Below are 22,145 nucleotides of genomic sequence, written 5' to 3' on the forward strand. Positions count from 1 at the left end.
CTTAAGTTACTTTTTATCCTCTTCTGAAACTACATAAGCAAGATCGTCATTTCCGAATAATTGAAGTACATCCAAAACAGTGCCTGTATCAATAAGGGTTGAATTTTTCTCTGTAGTTTCCATTAGTTCTAGAATAACATTGTTGGAAGCTTGGTTGGGATATGCTCTATTATAAAGCTCTAAAGGATTAATATCATGATTTATACACCATTGGACATAAATTTGGATCATCATATTTTCATCGGCTTCATATTGTTCGATTACTTTGTTTTTCATGTCAAACCTCCTTATGAAAGAGAGTCAATTACCTGCCAAATATTCGAGGCTATTTCTTTTATTTCAAGTGACTGCGCTGTATTGTTCATCGTATTTGAAAAGCTATTTACTACTGTTTCCAAAAGAAACTTCCTAGTGTTATTACTTTTTAGTTCATCGATGATGAAGTTCATCAATTCAATTTCCTGTAACTTCAACTCTTTCTCATTTGTTTCTTTAAATGTCTGGATTAATTGAATTACATGTTCTTTAGTAATCCGAACTTCATCATAAAAATGATTAAAAACAAACGTGTCAATAATAACTTCATCGGACTCCACTAAATCTCCCATTAGTGAATCCATACGGTTCATCACATAGTTAACTAGTTCGACAGTAGAAACTTCTTTAGATTTAACTGTCCAAGGATGCTGCATCTGTTGAATCATTCCTAATAACAAGATAGCGCTATCTACTGAGCATTTCCGTGATTTTGCCCCGTACACATCTACTATCCTTTTGGCTAACCATTTTACTTCTTCATAATGATTTTTTTTGATAATATCCCTTAGCTCTGAATCTTGTGAGTGGAAGATAACTAAAAAAATAGGTACTAAGTTTCGTTCTTTGTATACATCCATGCGGACTATTAATTGCTGTATTAATATGTCTTTGTTAGTGATATCTTGATGTATCAATAATTCTCTACGCTTCAGATCCGTTTCTTCCTTTGCGTTGTCAATTATAGAAATGATACATTCGTTCTTTGACGAAAAATAATTATAAAATGTACCTTTTGATATTTTACTTTCATTTATTATATCTTGGACAGAAGTGGCGGCGAAGCCATTTTTTATAAATAATTTTTGAGCAGTCAATAATACTTGATGCTTTCTATTTTTCATATTTACACACCTTTTATACTACAAGTCTAGTATCATAATACAAAACAAACACTATTAAATCAACAAATTTAAGATGTAAGCGTTTTTTGCGATTGCATTTTTTGGACTAAGGGTATAAAATGTTCAAAGTAGTATACAACTAGTGGAAAATACGCACAAAATTTTAGGAGGATAAATAAGAATGAACGAAACGCAACAAAAACCCCCATATGCCATGATTGCAATCCTATTTGTAGGAGCATTCATAGCTTTTTTAAATAATACGTTATTAAACGTAGCTTTACCTACTATTATGGTTGAATTTGATGTTAAAGCGTCAGTTGTTCAATGGCTTACTACGGGATACATGCTTATCAATGGTATTTTAATACCTGCGAGTGCGTATTTTGTAACTAAGTTCTCGAACAGAAAGTTATTTATTACCGCAATGACCTTATTTTCATTGGGTACATTTTTGGCGGCTATTGCACCAGAGTTTTGGGTCCTTATATTAGCTCGTATGATTCAAGCGGCAGGATCAGCAGTAATGATGCCTTTGTTAATGAATGTTATGTTGACTGCATTCCCTATTGAACGAAGAGGGACAGCAATGGGATTATTTGGTCTAGTAATGATTATGGCTCCAGCAATTGGACCAACATTATCAGGTTTCATCATTGAACATTACACTTGGAGAGTATTGTTCGAGTTAATCTTACCATTGGCTGTTATCGTATTGATATTTGCGATTTTCAAGTTAAAAAATATTACTCCGAACAAAGATATGAAACTAGATATTTTATCACTAGGTTTATCTTCAATCGGTTTTGGCGGTCTATTATATGGATTTAGTTCTGCAGGAGATAAAGGATGGGATGCACCGATTGTATATAGTACAATCGCAATCGGAGTAATTGCTCTTGTAATTTTTGTCCTAAGACAATTAAAACTAGATGAACCATTATTAAATTTACGTATTTATAAATATCCAATGTTTGCATTATCGTCTGTCATTTCAGTAGTTGTTTCAGCTGCAATGTTCTCAGGTATGATATTAACACCTTTGTATGTACAAACAATTCGCGGTATTTCACCACTAGATTCTGGTTTGTTAATGCTTCCAGGAGCATTGGCAATGGGGTTAATGTCACCAGTAACAGGAAAGTTGTTTGATAAATACGGTGCTCGTTCGTTAGCGGTCATCGGTTTAATAATTACAACGATTGCAACATATATGATGAGTAATTTAGCTGCAGATTCGGATTATTATTACATCATGGCAGTTTATACAATCCGTATGTTAGGTATGTCCATGGTAATGATGCCTATTATGACAAATGGTCTAAATCAATTACCGATGAAGATGAATCCTCATGGAACTGCAGTGAACAACACGTTACAGCAAGTTTCAGGAGCTATAGGTTCTGCAATATTTATCACGATTATGAATGCTAGAATGGAATCAAAAGGTGCGAGTTTATTCGAAGAAGCAGCGAAAGCTGGAAGTGTGCCGACTGCTACAGATGCTTTGGCGCAGTTTAAAATGCAACTTGGTGCTCAAGCAATGTTAGAAGGGATCAATTTCACTTTCTTCATCGCTACTCTTGTAACAGTTGTAGCATTAGTGTTATCACTATTCGTCAAACGAGTAGATATATCTAAAAGATAAATAGGTGAAGCATAAATTTTAAACGAGGCGAGAACAAAACTCTCCTCAAAAATAGAAAGCCCTGGAAATTTTACGATGATTAGTAAAGTTTTCAGGGCTTTCTATATAAATTTACATAAAGTTGTTGTTTATGTTTTGGCTAACTCTGTCCGGCTTATCATCCACGTATAATGCTGAAATTCATCTTATGTGGTGACACGCAATCAGAATTCTTTGGTCGCAAAATAGAAGACCATTGTTTATTTTATTAATTTGATGATAATATAGCAATATTTATCAAAAGTTCTTTCTTTTTATTCGTTATGATTATCTTGAGGTGAGTGAGTTGTATTACAGTGAAATAACGCGAAAGACAGTCTCTTATATAGAGAGTAATTTGACGGAAGATATTAATCTAGATAGTTTCACTTCCGTTATTGGATATTCGAAATTTCATTTATCCAGGTTATTTAAAAAAGATACAGGGAAGTCAATTGTGGAATATATACGTCTACGCCGATTAGCATTGGCTGCGACACTTCTGTTAGAAACGGAAGAATCAATTTTAACAATTGGTTTTTTATTTCGCTTTCAATCTCAAGAGGCTTTTTCAAGAGCGTTTAAAGAAGTGTACAGCTTGCCTCCAGGAAAGTATCGCCAGTTGATGAGAGCTGTACGAATAATAAAGGAGGAGAATGATTTGAACAAACAGGAACAGATTAATGGCTGGAACTTAAGTGGTTCTTATACTGAGCTATATGAGTTAACGGTAGATGATAAGGTATTTCACACAGGGACAAAGTCGGGATTGCTTTTTGCTAGGGGTGAGGCAAATGAACAACAATTTGGGACAATGATGCAAGGGTTTCAGGCAGAAAATTACAAGAATAAAAGAATAAAAATGTCATGCTTCTTAAAAACTGAACAAGTGACCAAATGTGGTGCTTGGCTTCGTATTGACAATGTTTCTGGTGATACACTTCAATTTGACAATATGGATAGTCGCTCTATTCATGGGACTACAGACTGGAATCACTATTCTATTGTTTTAGATGTTCCAGAAGAAAGTGCTTCCATTCACTTTGGCGTTTTACTTGTTGGTAAAGGAAAAGTGTGGGCAGATGGTTTTCGTTTTGAAGAAGTCAATGAGAAAGTAGATTCGACAAATATGCTTTTCCAAGATAACTTACCGAAACAACCAATTAATCTAGATTTTAGTGAGTAATCACTGCCTATTTTTCTACTTCATCTATAACGTACAGGAATAAAACAGAAAAAAGAGCTTGTATAGTGAACTGCACCCCAATTGTTAGACACAATCTAACAATTGGAGGTGCAGTTTTTCTATGACAAAATATAGTTCTGAATTAAAATTACAGGCAGTTTTAACGTATCTAAAAGGAACAGCTTCCTTTAAAACAATAGCTGATCAGTTTCATATTAGCATAAGCCCATTAAAGGTTTGGGTAGTCCAGTATAAAGTAAATGGAGTAGATGCTTTTAATTCTACCTATACAAATTATGATTTGAACTTTAAAATGGACGTACTAAACTATATAAATGATTTTGGAGTAACTCCTAATGAAGCAGCTGCGATTTTTAACATCCCGTCTCCATCAACGGTACATAAATGGGTTAAATTGTATAACTCAACTGGTATTGACGCTCTGAAATCAATGAAAAAGGGGCGTCCAACCATGAAAAAAGAGTCAAATAAACAGTCAAAACGAATTCAAGTTGAAGGATCATTCGAAGCTCTTGAAGCACGTATTAAGCAACTTGAAATGGAAAACGAGTATTTAAAAAAGTTGAATGCCTTAGTTCAAAGCAAGGAAAAATCACCAAACAAGACAAAACACAAATAGTCTTTGAATTAAGGCATAAATATCTGGTGAAGGAGCTCGTTGAGCTCGCTGGTATTCCACGAAGTACCTATTATGATTTAGTGAAGCGAATGAATCGTCCAGATTCAGATGCAGAGTTAAAAGCTGAGATTAAAGTGATTTATGAAGAGCATGAAGGTCGTTACGGTTACCGTCGTATTCGCGATGAGTTAGCGAACCGTGGGCAAAAAGTAAATCACAAGAAGGTTCAACGCATTATGAAAGAGTTAGGTTTAAAGTGTGTTGTACGTATGAAAAAATATAGATCTTATAAAGGTACTGTTGGTAAGATCGCACCAAATATTTTAGATCGTAATTTTATTGCAAATGCCCCCAATCAGAAATGGGTAACCGATATTACGGAGTTTAAGTTACTTGGTGAAAAGCTTTACTTATCTCCTGTTTTAGATTTATTTAACGGAGAAATTATTACGTATACAATAGACACTAGACCAACGTATTCGCTTGTTTCAGAAATGTTAGAGAAAGCTTTAGAACACTTATCTGATGACCACCAACTACTGATACATTCAGACCAAGGTTGGCATTATCAAATGAAGCAATATCGTCACGCGTTAGAATGTAGGGGTATTGTACAAAGTATGTCCCGTAAAGGAAACTGTTACGACAACTCTGTGATGGAGAATTTCTTTGGCATTATGAAATCGGAATTCCTCTACTTAAAGGATTTTGAAAGTGTGGAGCATTTTAAAATCGAATTAGAAAAGTATATTATTTATTACAACACGAAACGGATGAAGGCAAAATTAAAAATGAGTCCGGTGCAATACCGAACCCATTTTTACCAAATTGCTTAATGAAATAACTGTGTCTAACTTTTAGGGGTCACTTCATAGCACAAGCTCTTTTTTACAAATCAAGTAATATTTTAGTTGTTTTGATTAATTTCCTCTGTTAATGATTCCAATTCGTCAATCAAGGAACCTATATAAGCGATTGTATCTTTTAACGGCTTATCCGTCGTAATATCCACACCCGCCATTTGCGCTAGCTCTACAGGTGATTTAGTGCCTCCAGCCTTCAATACTTCCGTCCATTCGTCTACAGCAGTTTGTCCTTCTTCTAATATTCGTTTGGATACTTGAGTGGAGATAGTTAACCCGGCGCTATATGTGTACGGATACAATCCCATATAGTAATGAGGTTGGCGCATCCACGTAAGCTCAGCCCCTTCTGTAATTTCTACTGCATCACCCCAGAATTCTTCTAAAACGCTACGTTTATAATCATTAAGAATTTGTGCATTTACATTTAAACCTTGATCGATTCGGTCATACACTTTACGTTGATATGCAGCCTCCAATAAATGAGTTACAAAATTATGATAGTACGTACGAGCTACTATAGAAGAAATTACCCAACGTTTAAATTTAGGGTCATCCGAATTTTTTAGTAAATGGTTGGCCACAAGCATTTCATTCATCGTGGAAGGAGCTTCAATGAAATATAGTGATGGGCGAGCGTTAAAGATATTCTGCTCTTTGTTTGCATAATAGAAATGCCCAGCATGACCTAATTCATGCGCTAGAACAAATACTTCATTCATCCGACTAGACCATGAAATTAGAATATATGGATGACTGCCGTAGGGGCTAGAGCAAAATGCACCAGTTGATTTCCCAGCATTTTGAGGGAAATCTATCCAACGTTCTACGTATGCACGATTGACCATTTCAATATATTCTTCCCCCATAACAGATAGTGCATCATCAATATAGTTTTTGGATTCCTCAACGGATATTTTGGGCTCATATGTGGGATCAAGAGATATTTTTAAATCCGCAAACGTCATTTTTTCTAGTCCATGTTCTTTTTGAAGCAATTTCGCATATTTTCTCATATGAGGTGCGAGTTCCTTCGTGATTAAATCAATTTGTCTATTATATAAAGAGCGGTCAACATCCTGGTTAAATAACAAGTAATCATAAACAGAATCATAGCCTCGTAGATCTGATGTTGTTTTCTCCATTTGCAAGTGCATATCATACGTTTTAGCGGTCGTATGTTGGTATTCTTTTAATTTTTTAGAAAAAGATTCGAATGCCGCTCGTCTTTTTTCTGTGTCAGCTTCTCCTTCCCAGTCATTCTCAAATGACACATAGCTAAGGGGATACTCTTGACCATTCACCTCAAAATTATCAAACGCAATATCAAGCATTTTAGTAGTATCGTATAACTTATAAGGTGCTCCAAATGAAGCGGAGAAAGCAGCAAGTGTTTTTTCAACCTCAGGATGAAGTTGATATTTTTTCTTTGCTAGTAACTTATCTAAATAAATTTGGTGAGCTGGAGATTTTGATATAGCTTCTTTAATGATTGCTTCCGGTAGTTCTACTAGTTCACTATTTAAGAAAGATAATTGACTGCTTACCTTTGCGGAAAGTGAACCGAATTTACTTGCTCTCATTTGTGCGTCGGTATTTGTTTGATCTGTACTTAACGAAAGACTAGCAAATGCTCCCGCAGGTACTATTTTCTCATATAGTTTCGTATATTCTATAAGTGCATCCACAACATCTGTAGCATTTTGGATGTTCCCGTGATAACGATTATTGAACTCCAATGCACCTTGTTCTATCTCTTTTAATGCTTCTGAAAAGTCATTTTCGGTCTGAAATAAATCATTTAAATTCCAAGTTTCTTCTGTCTTTACTTCGTCTCGCTTAGGCATATGGTTTACCATTTTATCTCTCCTCATTATTACGGATTTCGAACTATTAATAGTATATATATAATTAATTGAAAAGTAAAAACATATATTTTATTCAATTTATACCATAAAATGTATGTAATATTAGTATAAATAATAAAATATATCGCTTAATCTATCCTTGAAAAAATATTTTTAAGGAAAATATTAGAATGATAGAACAAGGAAATTGACCTATAAAACGTTATTTTATAAGGACTTAACGACTGCTTAAATAAATTATACTAATCTAATATTGTTAATTTTCTAAAAATGAAGAAAAATTAGTATAGACTGAATTTAAAGTTTGTTTTACAATAGGGTTGTTCTTACAAAATGATAATGTTTGAGTTTATGCTTGCTAAAAAGAGAGAGCGAGTAGTATGACTTATAAATTCAGAATTATCAAACAAAATGGGGGTAGTTATATGAAGAAATCGAAATTTGCATCACTTTTCCTTTCATCTACTTTATTGATCGGAATTTTAGCTGGGTGCGGAGCAGAAGAAGGAAATAGTTCAGAGGGTGGGGACACTATTAAAATAGGTGCAAATCTTGAGCTTTCTGGAGCTGTGGCCTCTTATGGAACATCCGAAGCAGATGCTATCGATTTGGCTGTTGAAGAGATTAATGCTGCTGGGGGTATAGATGGGAAACAAATCGAACTTATTAAAGTAGACAATAAATCAGATGCAGCTGAAGCAACAAACGCAGCCATCAAATTAACAAGTCAAGACAAAGTAACAGCTATTATTGGAGCTGCAACGAGTGGTAACTCAGTTGCTCAAGTTCAAATAGCAACAGACACAAAAACACCAATGATTTCTCCTTCAGGAACAAGTACTACAGTAACAGTAGGAGATGATGGAAAGGTAAATCCATTCACATTCCGTACAGCGTTTATCGATCCTTTCCAAGGAACGGTAGCTGCAAACTTCGCTGCTAATGAGTTAAAAGTTAAAACAGCAGCAGTGTATGCAGACAACGCAAGTGATTATGCAAAAGGTCTTGCAGCAGCATTCATTAAAGATTTTGAAGCAGCTGGAGGGAAAATTGTTGCAGAAGAATCATATGTGGCGAAAGATACTGATTTCCGTTCAAATTTAACTCGTATTAAATCTTCTAATCCTGAATTTGTATTTATTCCTGGATATTATGAAGAAGTTGGTTTAATTGTTAAGCAAGCACGTGAATTAGGAATCACAGTTCCGTTAATGGGAGCAGATGGTTGGGATTCTCCAACACTTGTTGACTTAGCTGGCGCGGATGCTCTAAATAATTCATACATTATTACTGCTTATTCATCTGAAGATCCAGATGGTAAAGCGAAAGAGTTCTCTGACAAATTTAAAGAAAAATATGGTAAAGATCCTAACTCATTCAATGCACTTGGGTATGATACAGTTTATCTATTAAAAGATGCAATTGAGCGTGCTGGTTCAACAGATGGAACTAAAATTAAAGAAGCAATTGAAGCTACAGATCAATTGGAACTTGTAACAGGATTATACTCTGTTGATGAAAACCACCATCCGATTAAATCGGCTACGATTATTGAATTCGTAGATGGAGCGCAAGTATTTAAAACGAAAGTTAATCCTTAAGATTCTTATGATTAATAGGGGGGATTGATATCCCTCCTTTTCTATTTCTAAAATTATTGAAATCTTAAGTTATAGGAGTGAAAAATTATGGAATGGGTTCAACAATTGATAAACGGTATTTCACTCGGGAGTATATACGCTTTAATCGCCCTCGGTTACACGATGGTTTATGGAATTATTAAACTGATCAACTTTGCACATGGGGATGTGTTCATGGTCGGTTCGTTTATTGGATTCTATTCTATTACAGTGTTTAATTTAGGCTTCTTTCCAGCGCTTATTATTTCGATGGCAGCTTGTGCATTATTCGGAGTTATTATTGAACGAATTGCTTACAAACGCTTGCGAAATGCTACAAGAATAGCAGCGCTTATTACTGCAATCGGTGTATCGCTATTAATAGAATATGGCGTCATTTATATTAGAGGAGCTCAACCAGAAGCGTATCCAGATGTGTTTTCCAATCGTTCGTTTGCATTTTTAGGTGCACAAATTAGCATTCAGTCTATTCTTATTTTATCGGTATCTGTTGTATTAATGATTCTGTTACAGTTTATTGTGCATAAAACAAAAACTGGAAAAGCGATGAGGGCCGTTTCTCATGATACAGAAGCAGCTAAACTGATGGGAATAAATGTTGACAATACAATATCTGCAACTTTCGCAATTGGCTCAGCTTTAGCAGGAGCAGCTGGTGTTATATTCGGTGTGTATTATACAAAGATCGATCCGTTAATGGGGGTAATACCAGGGGTGAAGGCATTTGTTGCAGCCGTTCTTGGTGGAATTGGCATAATCCCTGGAGCAATGGTAGGTGGATTAGTACTTGGAGTGGTGGAAACGGTTGTTAGTGCTTTAGGGTTCTCTTTATGGAGAGATGCTGCCGCATTCGTCATTTTAATATTAATTCTAATCTTTAGACCATCTGGCATCTTTGGAAAAAATACACGAGAGAAAGTGTAGGTGATACATAATTATGAAAAAGTCAAAACAGTTTTGGCTATTTATTATAGCTGCAGTATTGGTTTATGCAGTGGTTCAATTTTTTATTGCTAATGGAACGATGAATCAATTTTATTCTAATACATTTATATTTATAGCTATCAACATAATTTTAGCGGTCAGCCTACATCTAGTAATTGGAATTACGGGACAATTTTCTATAGGTCATGCTGGTTTCTTAGCGGTAGGAGCATATATCTCAGCAATTGTAACGATGAAATTGGATTTGCCTTTTATCGTTGCGATTATTGTCGGAGGAATGGTTGCTGCTTTAGCGGGACTGATTGTCGGTATTCCGAGTTTGAGATTAAAAGGGGATTACTTGGCAATTGCAACACTTGGTTTTGCAGAAATTATTCGCATTGTATTTTTGAATATTGACTATGTTGGTGGGGCTGCAGGAATGCAGGTTTCACATTTGACGACTTGGACATATGCGTTTGTTTGCCTTGTCATCACCATTATAGTAATCGTCAACTTTACTAATTCAAGGCATGGGATAGCTGCAATTTCTGTTAGAGAAAATGAAATTGCTTCTGATGCGATGGGGATCAATACTACTTATTATAAGGTAGCTGCATTTGCGATTGGCTCCTTTTTTGCTGGAGTTGCAGGTGCTTTGTATTCTCATAACTTTTATATCATTCAACCAAGTCAATTTGGATTCTTAAAATCTTTTGATATTTTAATATTTGTTGTTCTTGGTGGGTTAGGGAGTCTTTCCGGTGCCGTACTTTCCGCAATTTTATTGACGGTTGTTTCCACGTATCTTCAAGGATATCCTGAAACACGAATGATTATTTATAGTCTTGTATTAATTCTTGTTATGCTTTATCGTCCGAAAGGCTTGATGGGTACGATGGAAATTACGGATTATTTCAAGCTTTGGAGAAAGCCAAAAGGAGGCGATCAGCATGGAAAATAAACCTTTACTGGAAGTGAAAAATGCTGGCATTCAGTTTGGTGGTTTAAAGGCAGTACAAAACTTAAACCTAAAGTTGAACCAAGGAGAACTTGTCGGATTAATCGGCCCTAATGGAGCTGGAAAAACTACAAGCTTTAACTTATTGACTGGTGTCTACGTACCTACTGAAGGGGATATATTATTTAATGGGGAAAGAATAAATGGACTACAGCCTTTTAAAGTTACGAGAAAAGGGATAAGTAGAACATTTCAAAATATTCGTCTCTTTAACGAGTTAACTGTATTAGATAATGTAAAAGTTGCTTATCACTCTCTTGCTACCCATTCGATGTTAAGCTCTATTCTTCGACTACCTTCTCATTTCAAAGGGGAGAGAGAGATGGAAGAAAAAGCATTAGAATTCCTAAGGATTTTTAAATTGGAGAAATATAAAGATGAACTAGCCAAAAATCTTCCGTATGGTCAACAAAGAAGATTGGAAATTGCTCGGGCATTAGCAGCAGGACCTCAGTTACTATTATTAGATGAACCTGCAGCAGGTATGAATCCACAGGAAACACATGACTTAATGAATCTAATTGGATTTGTTCGTGAAAAATTCGATTTAACTATTTTGTTAATCGAGCATGATATGAATTTAGTAATGGGCGTTTGTGAAAGAATATATGTACTCGATCATGGTCAACTTCTTGCGGAAGGATCACCAGAAGAGATCCGTAACCATCCTAAGGTTATAGAGGCTTATTTAGGGGAGGAAGTTCACGATGACAATGCTTAAAGTAGAAAATATAGATGTGTTTTACGGTAATATTCAAGCACTCCGTGATGTATCCATTACTGTTAACCAAGGAGAAATTGTTTCATTGATTGGCGCTAATGGGGCAGGGAAAAGCACGCTGCTAAAAACTCTTTCTGGTTTGCTGAAACCTAAAAAAGGCAAAATAGAATTTCTGGATAAATCGATTTCAGGCAAACAAGCACAATCGATTGTGAAGGCTGGAATTTCCCATGTTCCAGAAGGTAGACGTGTTTTTGCGAATCTAACTGTTGAAGAAAACTTAGAATTAGGCGCATTTCTTCGAAAAGATAAACAAGGTATTCATCAAGATATGCAAAAAGTGTATGAAATCTTCCCGAGGTTATTAGAACGTAAGAAACAACATTCTGGAACTCTTTCAGGAGGAGAGCAACAGATGTTAGCGATGGGAAGAGCGATTATGGCAAAGCCTAAACTAGTACTATTAGATGAGCCTTCTATGGGGCTTGCTCCTTTAATGGTAAAAACAATATTTCAAGTGATTAAAGATATTAATAATGAAGGTACCACCGTTTTGTTAGTCGAGCAAAATGCTAATATGGCTTTATCAATTGCAAACCGTGGTTATGTTATTGAAACCGGAAGAGTAGTACTTTCAGGGTCAGCGCAGGAATTACAAAACAGCGCAGAAGTTAAACTTGCCTATCTGGGTGGGCATTAATAGTAAACTACGACTAGATATAGTCGTAGTTTTTTGTGTGTTAATGTTATATGATAGTAAATAATTATAAATTGGATCGTTTTTTAATAGGAGGGTTTTATTGAAAACTTTAAGATTTTGGATTATATCACTTATATGTTTTACTATATTTGGGATAATATTTAGCACTCTAATTTCCAGTTATTTTGTGACGAAAGAAAGCTTAATAGAAAACTCTTTAGAGCAAAATAGGGTGTATTCTATGAAATTGGCACAAATGTCAGATGAAGCTTTTTCTTATATGCAAAACAATCTGGAAGCTCGGAAGTCAGATGTTGTTAAGAATATGGACAACCCTATAATAATCACTAGCATATTAGAGCAATTAAATATAAGTGGTAAGAATTTCAACTCTTTATCTGTTATCAATAACCAAGGAATCGTTATTGCAACTACACCAAATCTCGGAATAGTAGGAAATAAAATTACCTCGTCAGGTGTAAACGAAGCTAGAGCGAGGAAAGAGGCTTTTATCTCTAAACCGTATTATGCTCAAACGGGTAGATTATTAATACTAATAACTACTCCATTGTTTGGGGACAGTGGGGAATATTTAGGTATGTTAAATGGGACGGTATATTTGGAAGAAGGAAATTTTCTCCATAATATTCTTGCTGAACATTACTCGGAGGATGGATCTTATGTATTTGTAGTTGACACAGATGGAACTTTAATCTATCACCCAGATAAAGTTAGAATTGGACAATCCGTAGAAACTAACCTAGTTGTTCAAAAGTTAATGCAAGAGAAAAGTGGCGCGCTGCAGTTAGATAATACACAAGGACAGAACTTTCTTGCTGGTTATACATATATAGAGAAAAGTGACTGGGGAGTCGTCTCTCAGACCCCGTTCAGTAGTGCCGTTAAACCTTTAACTGGAATTATGTTTACGATATTTACCATTTCATTGCCGTTAATTCTTATAATTATTGTTATTGCATTTTATGTCTCAACGAAGTTAGCTTCCCCATTACGGAAATTAGCCATTTATACTATGCGTGGAAAAGATGATCACGAATTATCCTTTGACATTCCTACATGGTATTTTGAGGCTAAACAACTGACAGAAACAATAGATAATTATAGAAAAAAACAAGAAGAAACGGTTGATATTATGAAGGCTTTATCTGTTACGGACTCATTGACAGGGTTGAAAAATAGAAGATATGCTGATTATTTGCTCGATGAATTAGTGAATAATAATATCGCTTTTTCATTAATCATGATAGATATAGATCATTTTAAAAAAGTTAATGATGAATTTGGGCATCTTGCTGGGGATCAAGTTCTCCATTTTGTTTCCAAAAGTTTGAAGAACATATGTAGTGATCAAGAAGAGTGTATTCGACTTGGAGGAGAAGAGTTTATCATTATTCTTCCGAAAAAGGTTATTCAGGAAGCATATATTTTGGGGGAACGTTTAAGAAAAACGGTTGAAGATTCACTCCCACCTATTCATAAAAAAATTACTATTTCTCTAGGAGTTGGTGAGTATAAACCTGGTGAGAATATAAACGAAATCATGCATAGGGTTGACTTAGCTCTTTATGAAGCAAAATCCAATGGGCGTAATATTACCATAATGGCAAAATAAAAAAACGAGCAAAAAGGATGTTGTATTTAATCCTTTTGCTCGTTCTTTCTTAGTAAATAATAGATAGCTTCCACAATTAGCCCGATTACAAATCCAAAAGCAGTGAAGATGAACAAGGAGAGAATTCCCGCTAAGTCACCAAATTCCTCGGGACCAGTAATAAAAGAGCGATACATTTCAAAAAAACCGATGAATAATCCAATAGCGAAAATATAAAATGTTTTGTGCAATTTATACAATAGCAAAGAACCTGCTAAAACGCCTATTACTACTGAAAATGCAGCGAACGCAAGCACATTCATAATAACTAAGTCTTGACCAAGTACATATCTAACTCCTAAAATGAGTAAAAACATGGAAATAAAAATAATGGAGATTGCAATTTTGCCATAATTCTTTAACAATAAATTCGCCTTCTTTCCCTAACTAATCATACTGGAACATGATGATATTTCCAATAGAATATGCAAAAAACGAGAGGATTGATAAATATGGTAGAACATTATTTTCATTTAAAAGCGGATTGGCCAGGTAATCGTAATGATATAGGAACGATTCAAGCGCAAAATCTCCAAACAAAAATTTCGATTCCATTAGAAATGGATGGCCCTGGGGAAGGTACCAATCCAGATGAAATGTTGCTAGGAGCGGCAACGACATGTTATATTATCACACTTGCTGCCATGCTCGAGAGAAGTCGTATAGAAAAGACATCTCTTGTTGTAGAATCATCTGCTGTAGTAGATGTAACAAATGGCATTTTCACATACAAAAAAATAATTCATCGACCAACTTTAGTGATAGTAAATGAAAAAGATTCCAAAATGGCCACACGTTTACTATTGAAAGCAGAGGATACTTGCATGATTAGTAGAGCTCTTAGAGGGAACGTGGAAATAGAGCTTGAACCAACTTTGCTTGTAGAGAAAGTGAAATAGGTAAAGAAACCTAAACCAAGGGAATACTTATTTTTCGTAAAGCTTATCACTTTCACCAAGTGATAGGCTTCACGGAAATCAATTTTTGAAAATATAAAATTATGAATTTCTGAAGCTAAACTAATTGTAAAATTTCATTACAATACATAAGCATAAACACAAATGAAGTGGCACAATGTCCCTAACAATATAAAAATATGAAATATTTCATGAAATCCTAATTTCTTTATAAATGGAATGTTTGGTTTTACCCCGTAAATAATCCCTCCGATAGTATAAGAGATCCCTCCCAAAATCAGATAAAGTAAACCTGTAGACCCTAGTGATTCCGCTAAAGTAGGCGCTAAGAAGATAATCATCCACCCCATGCCAATATAAATCGCAGTAGAGACCCATCTCGGACAGTCAAACCAGATCATTTTAAAACAAATACCACTTACTGCTAATAATCCAATTATAATAAATAGGACATAGCCAGCAGTGTTATTTAATGTAATCAGACAAAGTGGAGCGTATGTACCTGCGATTAAAATATATATCATGGAATGGTCTAAGCGTCTTAAAAACTTTATATTGCGGGCATCTCCTATCCACCAGTGATATGTAGCGGAAGCTGTATATAGCAAAATCATGCTAACTCCAAAAACAATAAGTGCTGTTAAAGTTAAGGGGGAACTATTAATTTCTATTCCTTTTACTAACAATAGTAGTAATCCCACTAGCCCAAATAGTGCTCCAAACAAGTGTGAAAGACTATTAAAAGGCTCTCTTATATATGCATTCATTTAAATTACTCCTATCTCTGTATATAGTTTTGATAACTACATATAAATATATTGCTATTACACCACTTAGTCAAGGTTTACGTTGGATATTTAATAAGTTATGATAAACATAATGTATTGACAGGAGGTATGGTAATGAGTAAATCTGAAGACATTGCTCAAAAGTTAGATTTAGAGTCCACCATTCATGAAGATGATATTCCCATCATTGACTTGTATATGGACCAAGTGATTCAGTTATTTGATGCAAAGTATAATGACACTTTGCGCAATGAAGAGGAAAAAGTATTAACTAAAACAATGATCAATAATTACGCAAAGGGAAAGTTATTTATCCCTATAAAAAATAAAAGATATTCTAAGAAGCATATAATGTTGATCAATTTGATCTATCAGATGAAAGGTGCTCTTTCTATTAAAGATATTAAATCAGTGTTAGAGCCACTAAATGATAAAATGGAATCAGAGGATTTTCTTTTAGAGAAATTTTACAGGTCATGGATTATCATTCAACAAAACAATGCCCAAAACTTCCTAGAAGAGATGAAAACCCATGAAATTGTAGTAGAAAATCAGGAGGCAGATGAAAACGATCAACTTATATTACTAATTGCTTCACTTTCCAATATGAGTAATGCTTATCGAAAAGCAGCAGAACTATTAGTTGATGAATTGAACGAACGTAGAAAGGGGACATAACAGTGAAGACATTATGGACAAATGGGAAGATTTTCACGATGAAATCTGAAGGGGATTTCGTCGAAGCAGTATTAGTGGAGGATGGGACCATTATTAGTACAGGTTTCAAAAAAGATCTCCTCCCATTAGCAGATCAAATGGAATCCTTAGATGGAAATGTCATGTATCCTGGGTTTGTAGATAGCCATATTCACTTAATCGGTCATGGTGAGAAATTATCTTATTTAGACTTATCTAGTTTTACCTCGATTAGTCAAATAAAAGATGCGATAGTTGGTCATATTCAGAACAAAGAATGGTATGTGACGGAGGGTTGGGACGACAATAAATTGAGAGAAGGGTGCCCATTAACTTGTATGGATATCGACTTCATTGAGGAAACGGCTGTAGTGCTTAAACGAGTATGTCGACATGTTCTAGTAGCGAATTCAAAAGCTATGGGACTAGCAGGTATTTCGAAAGACACTCCTAACCCTACTGGTGGAATAATCGGTAAAGATGAGAAGGGGGAACTTAATGGACTGTTTTATGATGAGGCACAGCGATTAATAACAGATTATATACCATCACCCACTACTGATTATTTAAAGAAAATTATTACTTCTAGTATAGAGGATTTGCAATCGAAGGGGTTAACCGGTGTCCATTCAGAGGACATGGCTTATTACGGGCATTATAATATCCCTTTACAAGCATACCGAGAAGTTGTAAAAAGTGGATTTAGAGTTCATTTATTACGTCATCATGATGTTTTTGAACAGATGCAGGATGAAGAGGAATCGGCTTTTATCGAATTCGGAGCGATGAAAATATTTGTAGATGGTTCGCTAGGTGGTAGAACAGCATTATTGTCTGAGGATTATGCAGATAAACCGGGAGAAAGAGGAATAGAGGTTCATAGCCCAGAAAAGCTAGAAGACTTAGTGAAGCTAGCTCGTAGGTATAAGGAGAATATAGCAGTTCATGTTATAGGAGACGAAGCTGTTGAAAAAGTATTAGACTTAATCGAAAAGTATCCTGTGACAGTTGGGAAAAAGGATCGGTTAATACATGTTAATGTTTTACGTGTGGATCTAATTGAACGTATGAAAAAGCTTTCCGTTGTATTGGATTTACAACCAATATTCGTAGCTTCGGATTTTCCTTGGGCAACAGAACGACTTGGAGCTACTCGCTTACCCTGGGCATATGCTTGGAAATTATTACTAGATGAAGGATTAGATTGTTCAGGAGGATCTGATTCACCTATAGAACTAGCTGACCCTCTGCTCGGAATTGAAGCAGCAGTTAACAATCTTCACTTACCCCAACAGGCTTTAACGGTATACGAAGCAGTATCCTTATATACATCTGGTAGTGCAAAAGCAATTGGAAGAGAAAATAGCCGAGGATTCATATTGCCAGGGTATGATGCGGATTTTACTATTTTAGATAATGTCCTTGAAAAGGAAAATATTCTATCTACTAAAATAGTGCAAACAGTTATTGCAGGTGAAAGTGTTTATAAAATTCAAAAATGAAACTATTTAGCTAGTATAGTCGTATAATTATGAAGAAAGGAGTGAGTGAAAATGGAAAACACAGGTTTGAAAATCTTGCTACATGCAAGTACATGGTTTGCCCCTTTTCTAGTTCCATTTATATTATTTTTAGTAGTAAATGATGAAGAAATTAAAAAGCTTTCCATACAAGCGGTTCTGTTTCAACTAGTTATGGCTGCATTACTGACAGTTTCTTTCTTTTTAGTTTTTATCTTAATTGGTATTCCGATGCTAATCATTTTTGGTATAATGGCATTTGTAGTTCCGATCATTGGAATTGTTAAAGCGATTACAGGAGATAGCTTCAATTATCCTATTGTAGGATCATGGATAAAGTAAGTGTCTTAACATAAAGGGGAATTAGAATGACTACTAGAATCGGTATTGATGCAGGTGGAACATTAACAAAAATTGCTTATTGGGATGAATTTAATGAGATGGACTTCAAACGGTTTCGTTCATCTGATTTCCATAAAGTGAAGGACTGGATTGACTCAAATCATCCGAATGCTTCTATCTGCGTCACTGGTGGTCGGGCGGAGCAATTGAAACAATATTTAAATACTAACAAGGAAATACCGTATATCGTCGAATTTGATGCGACAATGAATGGTGTAATGTATCAAATGCAGCGCGGATCTAACCAACCAAAGGCTGCAATTATAGCAAATATTGGAACAGGTACATCTATACATATTATGCAAGAAAGCTCCCATAAAAGATTGGGTGGTACAGGCATTGGTGGGGGGACTCTCCTAGGTTTGGGTATGGTTTTGACCGGTATATCTGATTTTGATGAAATTATCAACCAATCACGGGATGGCAAGAGGACTGCCATAGATGTATTAGTAAGCGATATTTACAAAGATAATAAGCTACCGATAAAAGGCACTTTAACGGCAAGTAATTTTGGTGGTATTTCCCTTAATAACAGTAATAATACGAGCCCTTCCGATTTGCTAGCGGGTGTTCAAGGAATTATTGGAGAAGTAGTTGCATCTCTTTGTATCCAAGTCGCAGATGCCCATCACGTGGAGGATATTATATACATAGGCACTACACTCGAGGACAATGAATTACTCCAGCAAATCATTGAATCCTATACGGTTTTAAAGCTGAAAAAACCGATCTTTTTAGACCACCATGGCTATAGTGGGGCGATTGGGGCATTGTTAGAATACACTAAATAATTTCATGTCTAATTGTTGCATTATTTGATAATGCATGGTATATTTAAAGAGGATTATTTTTGTTCGGTTAGTAAGTAAGTGGCAACACTTTTACTTAACAGTGTTGAGCAAGGATAGTAACACAATGTGTGCAGATTTTGCATACGAGGAGGATATACACATGGAACAAGGTAAAGTAAAATGGTTTAACTCAGAAAAAGGATTCGGATTTATCGAACGCGATGGCGGAGACGACGTATTCGTACATTTCTCAGCTATTCAAAGCGAAGGTTTCAAATCTCTTGATGAAGGTCAAGAAGTTACTTTTGAAATCGAGCAAGGTCAACGTGGCCTTCAAGCTACTAACGTAGTTAAAGCTTAATTAAACCTAAAACTTAACTTTACAGACTCTCATTAGAGAGTCTGTTTTTTTGTGTTTGTCTAATTTCATCTAGGGAACAGTAAGCTATTATTTTGGTTCATATGCTATGATTATAGTAATATTTTGAATAGGACTAAAAATGTTATCGAAAATAGAATAGGATGATAATCATATGAAAAAATGGAAAAAAGAGATTCTCTTAAATGTACCAATCGAATTCGCTTGGCCTTACTTTTACGGGAATATAGCTAAGAAGAAAAAAATATTTCCAAAAGTAATTGATGAGGCAATAGTTCAGCAAACAGAATCTATCGTGGGTACGATGATAAAACAAAGCTATCAAAATGGTTCTTTAACGGAAGAATACGAAGTGACGATTAAAAAATATACAAATGAATCCAATTATAAAGCATTTGAAGAAAGCTTTGTACTTAATAATCGCTTCAAAATAACAACGGAATATGAATTAGAAAGCCAAAGTGACAAAGTGACGAAATTCATTTATACTTCTATAAATAAACCGAAAAACCCACTGCTTTCTGTTTTTCAATTATTTGGTAGTGATGAGGTAATTGTCAATTTTATGAATAAAACTAAGGCGGCAATCGAATCAGATTTTGAGCAAACACTACAAGAGGAAGTATAATAAGGTGAGTATGAATCGAATATAGTTAAAAACAACTGCCTCTTACTTTTTAGGCAGTTGTTTTAATACAGCATCTCTCGCAAGTGCATGGGCTGCTTTGTTTTGGTCGTCTGGAATCCATTTTATAAAGAAAAAGTCAAATGTATCGATTATGGCTAAAATTTTCTCTAAAATCGCTGCAAATTCTGGATTCTTTGCGTATCTTTTTTCAACTGCAGCGCAAACGATTTGCGAATCTGACCTTGCAGAGACAATAGAGGGGGAAAGTTTTTTGGCTTCTTCTAACCCTCTTTGTAGCGCAATAAATTCAGTAGTATGATTGGAATACTCTCCAATGAATTCACTGAATCTCAGGTGATGTCCTTCGCCTTTAATGAACACACCTATACCACTTGGTCCTGGATTGCCAGTGGTCGAACCGTCAATATATACTTCTAACATGATGATCACCTTTTTTAATAAAGTCATGGATATATCTAGTTTGATGGAATGCGGGAATAGTTACACATAAAAGAAACATAATAGTACAATTGTGAAATAGTGAGGAGTAGTGATTTATGAAAAATACAGAACTAATAAATGAAATTGATAATTTATCCGATACTTATTGTAATGGTTGCTTTATCCGAACGCAATTACGAAAAGAAAGCGGTAAAACAATTGCTTATAGATTTTGTATAGAACAATGTACGGTTGGTGAAAGTATTAAACAAATCGGAAGTAAACTAAAAGGTTCAAAATAAAAAAAGCCCCACGACTATTTTGCCGCGGGAAGAAGCGTTTCTATTCGTTTTTTATCACGTTTGCAGCTTGAGGTCCACGGTTTCCTTCAATTATTTCGAACGTTACTTGTTGTCCTTCATCTAATGCTCGAAATCCATCACCTTGAATTCCTGTAAAATGGACAAATACATCTTCTCCATCGTTATATTCGATGAAACCATACCCTTTTTCATTATTAAACCATTTTACTTTCCCCTGTTGCATAAACGTTCCTCCCTTAATCCACTAAGAATTCTATAAATGGATACATAAACTATACTTGAATTGTCAGTCTTCGTCAATAATATGTCGAATTTTCACATAATTTATGAATTTGACTCAAATTGTCTTATAAATAATAGAAATACTTATGGGAGAAGATAATTTAACTGGAATTATAAGGTCACGGAAATATTGCAGATATTTATTATAAGTTCTTTTTTTCCGTAGGCTGTTCAGTAAAACTATTTACTTGCTTTGTTAAATCTTCTACTAAATCTTTTAGCTGCTGTTTTTGATGATCTGTTAATTTTTTTTTGATGTTTTCGGGATCAATACCATTTCTTCTAAGGGTATCATCTACTAGAAGGTCAATCACCTTGTTTGAAATATTTATTGGCTTTTCAGGTAAATTACTCAAGTTGTTCACTCCTTCATTTAAAATTAGCTGCATATTAGCATATGCAGCTTTAGGGGAATTGAATAGTTTAAATGATTGGTTATAACCAATTGACATTAAAGAATATCTAGTTTTGCTACGATTGCTACTAGTATTTGAAGCATTGCCTGGATATTTACTGCCAAATCGGTATCGGTAGTTGTTACAGATATATTTCTAGAGCCTTCAACTATCGTAGTTTGGACGTTTCTTTGTTTTGTTTTAATAAATTGATTTAGTTCTTGGGTTACTGCTCTTCCTTGGTCAGAATCACCGATAGTAACACTGATTACAGCTGCAATAGCTGCTTGTATTCCAAGTTGAAGAGAGATGGCTACTTGTGTATCTGTCGTACGTATTTCTACACCTTCCGAATCCTTTACGATAATTCGTTCGAAGGATTGTTGTTTCGTAGATACTACTTGTTTACCGTCCTGTTCTACATCACTGCCATTATTACTCGGATCATCGCAATGATCTAAAGCTCTCCATTTTTTTTTCTCCATTGTGTTTATTCACCTCTTTTGTTTATAATTTTTTTGA

General features: G+C 35.0%; 26 protein-coding genes. 17 read left to right on the plus strand and 9 right to left on the minus strand.

All coding sequences use genetic code 11. The features are described 5' to 3' along the window. Positions 1-6: 6 nt before the first annotated feature. Together MHI40_RS07970 and MHI40_RS07975 are read right to left on the minus strand one after the other, a co-directional pair. A complete protein-coding gene (locus MHI40_RS07970) occupies positions 7-276 on the minus strand; it encodes a hypothetical protein (protein WP_340762187.1) in 270 nt (89 codons plus the stop codon). A gap of 11 nt (positions 277-287) precedes the next feature. Continuing rightward, positions 288-1,160: a TetR/AcrR family transcriptional regulator gene (locus MHI40_RS07975; protein ID WP_340762189.1), complete on the minus strand. Its 873-nt coding sequence runs from the start codon at positions 1,158-1,160 to the stop codon at positions 288-290. Between the two features lie 181 nt (positions 1,161-1,341). On the opposite strand from MHI40_RS07975, the gene MHI40_RS07980 reads away from it, so the two are divergent. The 3 genes from MHI40_RS07980 to MHI40_RS07990 all read left to right on the plus strand — a co-directional run bounded on the left by MHI40_RS07980 (position 1,342) and on the right by MHI40_RS07990 (position 5,488). Next, positions 1,342-2,808: a DHA2 family efflux MFS transporter permease subunit gene (locus MHI40_RS07980; protein WP_340762190.1), complete on the plus strand. Its 1,467-nt coding sequence runs from the start codon at positions 1,342-1,344 to the stop codon at positions 2,806-2,808. Positions 2,809-3,133: 325 nt separating this feature from the next. Beyond that, entirely contained in the window at positions 3,134-4,012 is an 879-nt protein-coding gene (locus tag MHI40_RS07985; RefSeq protein WP_340762191.1) for an AraC family transcriptional regulator, read from the plus strand. A gap of 121 nt (positions 4,013-4,133) precedes the next feature. Continuing rightward, positions 4,134-5,488 (plus strand): IS3 family transposase gene (locus MHI40_RS07990; RefSeq protein WP_340761762.1). Its coding sequence is split into 2 segments (ribosomal slippage): positions 4,134-4,587 and positions 4,587-5,488, totalling 1,356 coding nucleotides; the frame shifts between segments, so codons are not numbered across the junction. Positions 5,489-5,559: 71 nt separating this feature from the next. On the opposite strand, the gene pepF is transcribed toward MHI40_RS07990, so the two are convergent. Then, a complete protein-coding gene (pepF, locus tag MHI40_RS07995; RefSeq protein WP_340762192.1) occupies positions 5,560-7,374 on the minus strand; it encodes an oligoendopeptidase F in 1,815 nt (604 codons plus the stop codon). A gap of 434 nt (positions 7,375-7,808) precedes the next feature. Here pepF and MHI40_RS08000 point away from each other — a divergent pair, with 434 nt between their 5' ends. From MHI40_RS08000 to MHI40_RS08025, 6 genes are all read left to right on the plus strand, one after another. Next, on the plus strand, positions 7,809-8,984 hold the full coding sequence (locus MHI40_RS08000) for an ABC transporter substrate-binding protein (protein ID WP_093534480.1): 1,176 nt from the start codon (positions 7,809-7,811) through the stop codon (positions 8,982-8,984). 87 nt (positions 8,985-9,071) lie between these two features. Then, a complete protein-coding gene (locus tag MHI40_RS08005; protein ID WP_093534478.1) occupies positions 9,072-9,947 on the plus strand; it encodes a branched-chain amino acid ABC transporter permease in 876 nt (291 codons plus the stop codon). Positions 9,948-9,960: 13 nt separating this feature from the next. Further along, a complete protein-coding gene (locus tag MHI40_RS08010) occupies positions 9,961-10,911 on the plus strand; it encodes a branched-chain amino acid ABC transporter permease (protein WP_340762193.1) in 951 nt (316 codons plus the stop codon). Continuing rightward, positions 10,901-11,689 (plus strand): ABC transporter ATP-binding protein, encoded by a 789-nt coding sequence (locus MHI40_RS08015; protein ID WP_340762194.1) that lies wholly within the window; start codon positions 10,901-10,903, stop codon positions 11,687-11,689. The genes MHI40_RS08010 and MHI40_RS08015 overlap by 11 nt, the downstream gene beginning before the upstream one ends. After that, positions 11,682-12,389, plus strand: a complete 708-nt coding sequence (locus MHI40_RS08020; RefSeq protein WP_340764441.1) for an ABC transporter ATP-binding protein — start codon at positions 11,682-11,684, stop codon at positions 12,387-12,389. Before MHI40_RS08015 ends, MHI40_RS08020 begins: the two co-directional genes overlap by 8 nt. Before the next feature lie 187 nt (positions 12,390-12,576). Continuing rightward, positions 12,577-14,022 (plus strand): sensor domain-containing diguanylate cyclase, encoded by a 1,446-nt coding sequence (locus tag MHI40_RS08025; RefSeq protein ID WP_340764442.1) that lies wholly within the window; start codon positions 12,577-12,579, stop codon positions 14,020-14,022. A gap of 26 nt (positions 14,023-14,048) precedes the next feature. Here the strand turns inward: MHI40_RS08025 and MHI40_RS08030 are convergent, their stop codons facing one another. Next, positions 14,049-14,426 carry a hypothetical protein gene (locus MHI40_RS08030; RefSeq protein ID WP_340762195.1) on the minus strand — a complete coding sequence of 126 codons (378 nt, stop codon included), beginning with the start codon at positions 14,424-14,426 and terminating at the stop codon, positions 14,049-14,051. Between the two features lie 87 nt (positions 14,427-14,513). Here MHI40_RS08030 and MHI40_RS08035 point away from each other — a divergent pair, with 87 nt between their 5' ends. Further along, positions 14,514-14,960: an OsmC family protein gene (locus MHI40_RS08035; RefSeq protein ID WP_093534468.1), complete on the plus strand. Its 447-nt coding sequence runs from the start codon at positions 14,514-14,516 to the stop codon at positions 14,958-14,960. Positions 14,961-15,097: 137 nt separating this feature from the next. Here MHI40_RS08035 and trhA read toward each other — a convergent pair whose 3' ends face one another. Then, positions 15,098-15,745, minus strand: a complete 648-nt coding sequence (gene trhA / locus MHI40_RS08040) for a PAQR family membrane homeostasis protein TrhA (protein ID WP_340762196.1) — start codon at positions 15,743-15,745, stop codon at positions 15,098-15,100. 135 nt (positions 15,746-15,880) lie between these two features. On the opposite strand from trhA, the gene MHI40_RS08045 reads away from it, so the two are divergent. The 6 genes from MHI40_RS08045 to MHI40_RS08070 all read left to right on the plus strand — a co-directional run bounded on the left by MHI40_RS08045 (position 15,881) and on the right by MHI40_RS08070 (position 20,182). After that, positions 15,881-16,444, plus strand: a complete 564-nt coding sequence (locus MHI40_RS08045) for a DUF1836 domain-containing protein (protein ID WP_093534464.1) — start codon at positions 15,881-15,883, stop codon at positions 16,442-16,444. A gap of 2 nt (positions 16,445-16,446) precedes the next feature. After that, positions 16,447-17,964 (plus strand): amidohydrolase, encoded by a 1,518-nt coding sequence (locus MHI40_RS08050; RefSeq protein WP_340762197.1) that lies wholly within the window; start codon positions 16,447-16,449, stop codon positions 17,962-17,964. Between the two features lie 51 nt (positions 17,965-18,015). Further along, positions 18,016-18,324 carry a DUF4870 domain-containing protein gene (locus MHI40_RS08055; RefSeq protein WP_093534460.1) on the plus strand — a complete coding sequence of 103 codons (309 nt, stop codon included), beginning with the start codon at positions 18,016-18,018 and terminating at the stop codon, positions 18,322-18,324. A gap of 26 nt (positions 18,325-18,350) precedes the next feature. Continuing rightward, complete coding sequence (gene coaW, locus MHI40_RS08060; protein ID WP_340762198.1) at positions 18,351-19,175, plus strand: type II pantothenate kinase; 825 nt, start codon at positions 18,351-18,353, stop codon at positions 19,173-19,175. A 160-nt stretch (positions 19,176-19,335) separates the two neighbouring features. Continuing rightward, the gene (locus MHI40_RS08065; protein ID WP_093534456.1) at positions 19,336-19,536 is read left to right on the plus strand and encodes a cold-shock protein; all 201 of its coding nucleotides are present in this window, start codon (positions 19,336-19,338) and stop codon (positions 19,534-19,536) included. Positions 19,537-19,708: 172 nt separating this feature from the next. Continuing rightward, complete coding sequence (locus MHI40_RS08070; RefSeq protein ID WP_340762199.1) at positions 19,709-20,182, plus strand: SRPBCC family protein; 474 nt, start codon at positions 19,709-19,711, stop codon at positions 20,180-20,182. A 42-nt stretch (positions 20,183-20,224) separates the two neighbouring features. Here the strand turns inward: MHI40_RS08070 and MHI40_RS08075 are convergent, their stop codons facing one another. Beyond that, positions 20,225-20,623 carry a reverse transcriptase-like protein gene (locus MHI40_RS08075; protein ID WP_340762201.1) on the minus strand — a complete coding sequence of 133 codons (399 nt, stop codon included), beginning with the start codon at positions 20,621-20,623 and terminating at the stop codon, positions 20,225-20,227. 116 nt (positions 20,624-20,739) lie between these two features. Between MHI40_RS08075 and MHI40_RS08080 the strand changes: the two genes are divergently transcribed. Beyond that, positions 20,740-20,925, plus strand: a complete 186-nt coding sequence (locus MHI40_RS08080) for a zinc-finger domain-containing protein (RefSeq protein ID WP_093534450.1) — start codon at positions 20,740-20,742, stop codon at positions 20,923-20,925. A 40-nt stretch (positions 20,926-20,965) separates the two neighbouring features. On the opposite strand, the gene MHI40_RS08085 is transcribed toward MHI40_RS08080, so the two are convergent. From MHI40_RS08085 to MHI40_RS08095, 3 genes are all read right to left on the minus strand, one after another. Next, a complete protein-coding gene (locus tag MHI40_RS08085) occupies positions 20,966-21,169 on the minus strand; it encodes a cold-shock protein (RefSeq protein WP_093534448.1) in 204 nt (67 codons plus the stop codon). A gap of 202 nt (positions 21,170-21,371) precedes the next feature. Next, on the minus strand, positions 21,372-21,680 hold the full coding sequence (locus MHI40_RS08090; protein WP_340762204.1) for a hypothetical protein: 309 nt from the start codon (positions 21,678-21,680) through the stop codon (positions 21,372-21,374). Next, positions 21,680-22,108 (minus strand): spore coat protein, encoded by a 429-nt coding sequence (locus tag MHI40_RS08095; protein WP_093534446.1) that lies wholly within the window; start codon positions 22,106-22,108, stop codon positions 21,680-21,682. The genes MHI40_RS08090 and MHI40_RS08095 overlap by 1 nt, the downstream gene beginning before the upstream one ends. Between the last annotated feature and the right edge of the window lie 37 nt (positions 22,109-22,145).

Source organism: Psychrobacillus sp. FSL H8-0510 (genome assembly GCF_038008345.1).
GTDB classification, from domain to species: Bacteria; Bacillota; Bacilli; order Bacillales_A; family Planococcaceae; genus Psychrobacillus; species Psychrobacillus psychrotolerans.